This is a genomic window from Aliamphritea spongicola, assembly GCF_017051665.1.
GTDB classification, from domain to species: Bacteria; Pseudomonadota; Gammaproteobacteria; order Pseudomonadales; family Balneatricaceae; genus Amphritea; species Amphritea spongicola.
This window is the reverse complement of record NZ_JAFIDL010000009.1, coordinates 181,282-188,690: the sequence shown is the minus strand read 5'-3', so window position 1 is coordinate 188,690 and position 7,409 is coordinate 181,282. Positions and strand designations below refer to the sequence as shown.

At 48.3% G+C, this 7,409-nt stretch carries 6 protein-coding genes, 1 rRNA gene and 1 pseudogene; 4 read left to right on the top strand and 4 right to left on the bottom strand.

Features of this window, described 5'->3' with window-relative positions:
• The 3 genes and pseudogenes from rrf to JYB63_RS20640 all read left to right on the top strand — a co-directional run.
• Positions 1 to 84, top strand: a 5S ribosomal RNA gene (gene rrf / locus JYB63_RS20645); the annotation flags it as partial.
• A 420-nt stretch (positions 85 to 504) separates the two neighbouring features.
• Positions 505 to 693 (top strand): annotated as a pseudogene (locus tag JYB63_RS23695) (PAS domain-containing protein); the annotation flags it as partial.
• Positions 694 to 720: 27 nt separating this feature from the next.
• Entirely contained in the window at positions 721 to 2,862 is a 2,142-nt protein-coding gene (locus tag JYB63_RS20640; protein ID WP_243432093.1) for a putative bifunctional diguanylate cyclase/phosphodiesterase, read from the top strand.
• 1 nt (position 2,863) lies between these two features.
• Here the strand turns inward: JYB63_RS20640 and JYB63_RS20635 are convergent, their stop codons facing one another.
• Positions 2,864 to 3,364: a redoxin domain-containing protein gene (locus tag JYB63_RS20635; protein ID WP_205659822.1), complete on the bottom strand. Its 501-nt coding sequence runs from the start codon at positions 3,362 to 3,364 to the stop codon at positions 2,864 to 2,866.
• A 123-nt stretch (positions 3,365 to 3,487) separates the two neighbouring features.
• Between JYB63_RS20635 and JYB63_RS20630 the strand changes: the two genes are divergently transcribed.
• Complete coding sequence (locus JYB63_RS20630; protein ID WP_205659821.1) at positions 3,488 to 4,021, top strand: cysteine hydrolase family protein; 534 nt, start codon at positions 3,488 to 3,490, stop codon at positions 4,019 to 4,021.
• Here JYB63_RS20630 and JYB63_RS20625 read toward each other — a convergent pair.
• The 3 genes from JYB63_RS20625 to JYB63_RS20615 are packed head-to-tail and all read right to left on the bottom strand — an operon-like array spanning position 4,011 to position 7,237.
• Positions 4,011 to 5,135 (bottom strand): tRNA-queuosine alpha-mannosyltransferase domain-containing protein, encoded by a 1,125-nt coding sequence (locus JYB63_RS20625; protein ID WP_205659820.1) that lies wholly within the window; start codon positions 5,133 to 5,135, stop codon positions 4,011 to 4,013. The genes JYB63_RS20630 and JYB63_RS20625 overlap by 11 nt on opposite strands.
• 47 nt (positions 5,136 to 5,182) lie before the next feature.
• The gene (locus tag JYB63_RS20620; RefSeq protein ID WP_205659819.1) at positions 5,183 to 6,313 is read right to left on the bottom strand and encodes an amidohydrolase; all 1,131 of its coding nucleotides are present in this window, start codon (positions 6,311 to 6,313) and stop codon (positions 5,183 to 5,185) included.
• Between the two features lie 9 nt (positions 6,314 to 6,322).
• Entirely contained in the window at positions 6,323 to 7,237 is a 915-nt protein-coding gene (locus JYB63_RS20615) for a DMT family transporter (RefSeq protein WP_243432092.1), read from the bottom strand.
• Positions 7,238 to 7,409: the final 172 nt, after the last annotated feature.

Below are 7,409 nucleotides of genomic sequence, written 5' to 3'. Positions count from 1 at the left end.
TCCCTTACCGAACTCGGAAGTGAAACGTCTTAGCGCCGATGGTAGTGTGGGGCTTCCCCATGTGAGAGTAGGTCATCGCCAAGCACCTAATTAAGAAAGCCCTGCTACGTTGTAGCAGGGTTTTTTTCGTCTGCAGGAAATGGTACTGCAACTAACCTGTCGCTAACGTGGTATGAGCGGTGATCCATAGCTTGCTGTGAGAACTACCATCGCCAAGCACCTAATTAAGACTCTCTTTAAGAAACAGGCCGCTACGCTGTAGCAGGTTTTTTTCGTCTGCAGGAAAACGACGCTGTCGGCAGGCTCTTGGCTGATAGAAGGTCATCGTTAAAGATGTAATTAAGACTTTCTTTAAGCAAGAGGTCGCTTCCTTGGAACCGATTGTGTGCTTTACAGAGCTGGCTGTTTGTTATCAGCTGGTTTTTTTAGTGATGCGTTAGTGTTAAGAATCAAACGTATGTTATAAATGTCTCTCGGCGTAATCCTTGGATGTAAGGGGGTTGAGTGGATACGGTTGTAGTGGGTGACTCAGCTACTTTGGATAAGACGTATATATCAGTATCAGCGATACTGGTTTTTAATTCTGATGGTCGGATCAGCTTTGTTAACGAGCAGGCCGCTGCACTGTTAAATTACAGTCCGGCTGATGTTATAGGCTGTAAGATATCAGAACTTTTTCATTCTGCAGGCGAGATACTGACAGAAGAGTTCTGGAGCACTTTGCTCCGAGAGCTTGGTCATAATCTCTCTGCCCGGTTGAACTTCCTTTCAGAAACACAGTGGCTTGTAGAATTTTTTACTGACTCTGCTTTTCATTCCCCTGATGATGATCTTCATGCCCGCCTGCGTCACGCCGTTGACAGTGGTATGGAGGGGCTTTCACTTCATAATGCCGAGGGATTATTTGTTTATGTTAATCCTGCTGAGGCTGAATTATATGGCTACCGGGTTGAAGAACTCATAGGTGAGCACTGGAGTAAGCTGTATTCTGTTGATCAGGTCGAGCTGATTAATGAGTTATATTTCCCTGTTGTGCTTGCTGAAGGTAAGTGGCGGGGTGAGCTTATTGGTCAGCGGAAAGATCAGAGCAGATTTGATGTTGAAGTATCTCTGACGCTTATCCGTGATGATTCAAATGCGCCCGTTGGACTTATTTGTACCTGCCGGGATATTTCAGAACGTAAATTTATAGAGCATCAGCTTCGGCAGGCTGCGGCAGTATTTGCCAGTGCCGGCCAGGGTATTGTTATTACGGACGTTGATTTTCGGATCATTGCTGTTAATCCGGCAACGCTGGAGACATCCGGATACACTGAAGAACATCTGCTGGGTAAACCTATTTATTTTCTTTCCAACAAGGATCGCCGGAACATCCGGGTAGCTGATTTGTTTTCACTGGCCGCAGAGGGGAAATGCTGGCAGGGGGAGGTATGGGCGAAACGTGCCAGCGGTGAGATCTATCCAATCTGGATGACCATGTCTGCGGTATATGCTGAAAATGACAGCCTTACCAGTCTTGTTTTTGTATTCTCTGATATCTCCAGTACTAAAGATGCGCAGGCCAAGCTGGATCGGTTAGCGCATTACGATCATCTCACAGGGCTACCTAACCGGCTGTTACTGAATCAGAAACTGGATATGGCGATTGCCCGGGCTCAGCGCCGGGATCAGAATATTGCTGTATTGTTTCTGGACCTGGACTACTTCAAAAACATAAATGATAGCCTTGGTCATGCTGTCGGTGATGAGCTTTTACAGGAAGTTGCCAGACGTATCCGTCAGAGCTGCCACCCGGATGATCTGGTAGCCCGTCTTAGTGGTGATGAGTTCACAGTTGTCTGTCAGAATCTTCCGGGCGTGGAACAGGCTGAGCATTTAGCATCCCGGCTGATCACTTGTATTTCCGAGCCTATGGATGTTGCGGGCCATGATTATTATCAGAATGTCAGTATTGGTATTGCTATGTATCCCCGCGATGGCGGCTGTATATCGGAACTGATGAAATGCGCTGATATTGCAATGTACAAGGCTAAGGCAGAAGGCCGGCAAAGTTATCGTGTTTACAACCATGATATGGCTAAGCAGGCGAATGAAATTCTCGTTGTAGAGCGTGAGTTACGGGAAGCTTTGCTTTACAACCAGTTTGTTCTTCATTATCAGCCGGTCTTGTGTGCTGAAGGCGGTCTGAAAGGTTTAGAAGCTTTAGTTCGCTGGCAGCATCCTGAGCGGGGGCTGGTTTTCCCGGATTATTTTATTCATATTGCTGAAAGCTCCCGGATTATTATTAACCTCGGTGAGTGGGTCTTGCGTGAGGCTTGTGCCCAGGCACGCCGCTGGCTCGATGCTGGGCTTGTCTTTGAGTATGTCGCGGTTAACGTTTCCGGTGGACAGCTGGAGTGGGATTTCTATCAGTTGGTCGAAAGAGTATTGGAAGAGACCGGATTACCAGCCAGTTTTCTTGAGCTGGAAATCACCGAAACTTACCTGATGACTGACTTGCAACGGCCTGAACTTGTGCTGCAATCACTGCGCAGTCTTGGTGTTCACTTGGCGATTGATGATTTCGGGATTGGTTATTCTTCTCTTGCAAGGCTAAAGCAGTTACCGATAAACCGGCTCAAAATTGACCGTTCTTTTATACGGGATATCGTTAATGATGATGGTGATCTTTCGATTGTGAATGCCATCATTGCGATGAGTAATACTCTGGGCCTGAATGTCACTGCAGAGGGTGTGGAGACAGAAGCGCATTATGAACTTCTCAAACAGCACTCACGTGTGTGTTCTCAGGGATATTACTTCTCCCGCCCGGTGGATGTTACGTCTGTGGAGCGTTGGTATTGGGATAAATACGGAAGTTAGTTCAGAGCGTTCTCCAGCGCAGTCCCAGTGAGCTGCTGTAGCCCATGCTTTTCTCAGCGATTTTGCCGTCCGTATCGATCAGATAATAGGTTGGGAATGCAGAAATTTTATATGCACTGCTAACCAGGCGGTTGCCCATTAATACCGGCACCTGAACTTCCTGCTCGCCTACAAATTCCGAGACTTCACTGGTTGAAGTGTAATCCAGAGCGACTGCTACGGCGTTTACATCATCTGATATTGCCGCAAGATTACCGATACTGAGCTTACAAATACTGCACCAGGGAGCAAAGAAATACACCAGTGTCTGTTTGCCCGGCGTGAACATAAGAGAACTGTCAGATGACTGAAGAACCGGCAGTTCAAAGTTTTCAGCAGGCTGGTTATCTGCCAGTAAGTTACGTTCCTGCCAGGCAGTTATGCCTGTAATAACGATAAGTATCAGGGCGATATCTTTCCAATACTTTTTAATCAGTGTTTTGGGATTCAGGAAAGTTGGCATAAAAGTCTTGTTGTTATTGGGAAGTTTCGGTTAATGATCTGACAACTAAACAGGCTAAAAAATTCAGGTTGTTAGATGTAAACTGAGCAATCATTTCATTTTGCCCGGAGTGGTGCTGGTTTTATGGCTAAAGCAGTTATTGTGATTGATGTGCAGCGTGCTTTTTTTGAGCAGGAGCCTTTACCGGCAAATGCTGAACAGACCATTGATAATATTAACCGGGTGACGGTGGCTGCAAGAGCCGCATCGGTACCGGTGATATTTATTTACCATGAACGTCCACAAAATGGTCTGCATGCGGATTCAGAACCGTGGCAGCTGCAGAAAGATCTGGTTACAGATGTCGATGACCGGCAAGTAAGAAAAACGACACCGGATGCGTTTTTAGATACAGATCTGCAGTCTCAGCTAACAGAAATCGGTGCGGATCAACTGGTGATTTGTGGTTTTGCCAGTGAGTTCTGTGTGGATACCACTACAAGGCGGGCGGCTGGTCTTGGGTATCGGGTAGAGCTGGTAACTGATGCTCACACTACCCATGATAAAGCCCATGCGACAGGTGAGCAGATCAGTTTGCATCATTCTAATACGCTGACCTCGATTATCAGTTTCCCGCAAAAGGTGGAAGCGGTTACCAGTAAGTCAGTCAGTTTTTAGCGGTGATTGAATTCAGCATGTCTTCATAAGCTCCACGCTGATTGTTCCAGCTAATATAACTGACGTCCGGAGGCATTCGTGTGTCACGTTCTGTCGCTGCTTCAGATAGCTTATTGCATGCAGCTGTTGCTTCCTGATCAATATCTTCTGCGCAGTTATAAAGATATTGTTCCGCAAACAGGGCCGGGTATACCTCACGTGCCGGTAAAACTGGCGTACAGCCGCAGGCGACTGCTTCAAGTACTGAAAGCCCCTGAAATTCATGTAATGCAGTAGACAGAAAAGCGTCTGCAGATCGCAACCACTGAAGATATTCCTCACGGCTTTCGGCGTAGCCAAACTGAACCAGCCTGTGCTTAAAGCGTTCACTAATGAGTTTGAATTCCTTTGGGGAATGGCGAAAACTCTGGCCCATCAGGCAAAGGCGGTAGTCGGTGTTCTGTTTTTCCAGCTGTTCTAAAATTGCCAGTAAATGTGTTGGCCCTTTATCGTATTCCCAGCGGGCTGCCCAGACAATTCTTAATGCTTTCCGGTCGTTATCACGCCAGTCAGTTAATTTTGTTTGAAGCTTCTGGGCTGGTGAAAACAGCTCATTTTCCAGTGGTACAGGCAGGACAGAAGCACGTTCCCTGAGTTGAGTTAGCAGGCCTGCGGGTACATGGTCCGGCAGTTTTTTCAGTAGTGCCTGTGCGCCACTAAAAAAGCTGTCCCGGTTATAGGTGGTATTGAATAAGATGCGATCAGCGCAGGCAGCGGTGTAAATGTTGAGAATCTGCGGTTCTACGCTTTTATGGGCATTGTCCGTTGCCGGATAGGCAAACTGATTTTCATGAAAGTACACAACTGACGGTATGCTGGCCAGATTAGGTACCATACCTTTCAGTGCGGAAAGGTCTGTCATAGAGGTGGCAATAACCAGGTCGTAAGGCTGTTCGAGCAGAGGGCGTTGTTCGCCGAAGGCCCAGCTCAGGCTGTTGCCGCGGATCCGCCAGGCAAAGTAGCGCGCCGGCAGGGTCAGCAATGTCCATTCATGTTCAGGAAATTGTCTGATCAGATTTTGATGCCAGTATCGGTGACTGTCGGCATCATAGGCGGAAAGTAACAGGATCTTCACTGTGCAGCTCGGGTCTCTCTTCGGGGAGGGCAGTATAGCGGTTAAGTTTATCTGAGTAACTGCCTGTAAATAGCAGCGAAAATATCTTTGCCAGTGGGAATTAACTGATCAGGAAAGTCGTAGTCAGGATTGTGTATCTGTGGCGTTGTTTCACCTGCGCCCAGTGCGAACATAGCCCCCCGGCTGGCAGCACTTATGGCACCAAAGTCTTCAGACCAGCGAAACGGTTCATCCAGCCATTGAACCGGTTGCCCGTATTCACTTGCTGCCCGGGCAACATAGTCTGCACATTCAGAATCGTTACGGCTGGCGGCAAAGATATCATTCCACTCAAAGCTGATGCTTAAACTGTGCTGTTGTGCCACTGCGCGGCAATGCTCTGTAACGGTCTCGATTAACCGGTTCATTGCTGAATCTGACTCGGTGCGCAGTGTGGCGAGAAGCTCTGCCTCTCCCGGGGATGTGCCGAATGCTGCCTCGCCGAGTTTGCAATGAATGAGTGTTAGCATTACCAGTTCTTCTTGTGTGATGTTCTTAGCCAGGCCGGGCAAGGTTTGAATAAGTTCTGCAATGGCACTGGCCGGGCTGATACCGGTTTCAGGGTAAGCGGCATGGGCCGTTTTTCCGGTGAGTCTGACGGTCAGGCCCCGTGAAGCACAGTTGAAACTGCCTGAGCGTATCATGACCTGGCCCATGGGGTAGCCAGGCAGATTATGCAGTGCAAAGCAGTAGTCCGGTGCAAGTTCTGAAAATACAGGATCCGCAACGATTGCTCTGGCACCTTCTCCGGTTTCTTCTGCCGGCTGAAACAGTACGATGACGGTTCCCCGTTCAGGCCGGTTGTTGGCTATATAACTGGCAAGGGATAGCAGAATTGTCATATGACCATCATGCCCACATTTATGAGATATGCCCGGTGTGACTGAACGGTGAGCAAAAGTGTTTATTTCATTAATGGGCAGGGCATCAAGTTCTGCCCGGAATAAGACCGTAGCTCCGGGGTTCGGGCTGTCAAAGCAGGCCGCGACGCCATGACCACCAATATCGGTATACAGACGGTCAGGTACTAAGTCTTGCAGCTGACTGGCTATAAACCGGGCCGTTGCCTGTTCGCTTCCGGACAATTCCGGGTGTTGATGTAACCGGTGACGGATTTGTAGCCAGTGAGTCTTGTGCATAATTTCGTTTTACTTTGAGGCATTGGACAGGCCTGTGAAGCCGAAAGCAGGCAGCCTGAATTTACTGAAGATTATAATATTGCCGCTGATAACCAAGAGTAAACCACCGATGGCTGCAGGTGACCAGTTATAGCCTTCATATAACGAGGATATCGTCAGGGCGACTACCGGAAACATCACTGTTGCATAGGCTGCAGAGTCCGGGCCTATCCGCCCGACCAGCATCAGATAGGCAGTAAAGCCGATTACCGTTCCGGGAATAGCCAGATACAACAGTGCAGAAACGTAGCTCGCCTCATAGCTGATGGTGAATTCAACACCGTTTATCCGGCTTATGACAAACAGAATAGCCACACCGTAGAACATGCCCCAGGCGTTGGTTGTCGGTGGTTTCAGACCCTGTTTCTGATGTCTGACAGAGAGCATGTTACCCAGTGAAAAGCAGTAAGTACCCGCTGCAGCCAGGGCGATACCGGGCAACAGTGTCCAGATATCTGACTGTTGCTGCAATTCTGGCCAGAACAGAATGCTGATGCCCAGTAAGCCCAGTACGGCGCCGCAGAGTACCCTTGTTGTCGGCCGTTTACCAAACCATATCCAGTTATTCACAGCATTCAATACGGTTGCCAGCGAGAAAATGACAGAGATTAATCCGCTGGATACATAGCCTGTGGCAAGGTAGAAACAGTAAAAGTTAACGCAAAAAAGGCAGGCTCCCTGTAATAGACAGAAAAGATGGTCTCTTGGGGTCAGGGGCTGTCGTTTTCTGAACAGCTGCAGCAAGCTGAACATAACAATTGCCGCCAGCGAGAACCGGTAAATGATAGATGCCTCGATGGCGACATCGCCCAGCTGCAGTTTGATTGCTATCCAGGTTGTTCCCCAGATGATCACTGTTAACAGGTATAAAAAAGCTGTCAGCATAATAGAGTTTTCCACTGTGTTTGGATTTGGAGCGGATTAAAGTGTGACACGGGTGTAATCTCATGGCTGGTAGCTTATTGCGCAGTGTCCGGGCATTCTGAACGTTTTTGGTACATTCTTGCTGTTTTGTCTGCGGGGGAATGGTCAGCAACAGGTAGCTGAATTAGCATAG

Bases quoted from the DNA above. Each gene is read 5' to 3' on its own strand.
- JYB63_RS20635 (WP_205659822.1), bottom strand. From the start codon at position 3,364: ATGCCAACTTTCCTGAATCCCAAAACACTGATTAAAAAGTATTGGAAA.
- JYB63_RS20630 (WP_205659821.1), top strand. From the start codon at position 3,488: ATGGCTAAAGCAGTTATTGTGATTGATGTGCAGCGTGCTTTTTTTGAG.
- JYB63_RS20620 (WP_205659819.1), bottom strand. From the start codon at position 6,313: ATGCACAAGACTCACTGGCTACAAATCCGTCACCGGTTACATCAACAC.
- JYB63_RS20615 (WP_243432092.1), bottom strand. From the start codon at position 7,237: ATGCTGACAGCTTTTTTATACCTGTTAACAGTGATCATCTGGGGAACA.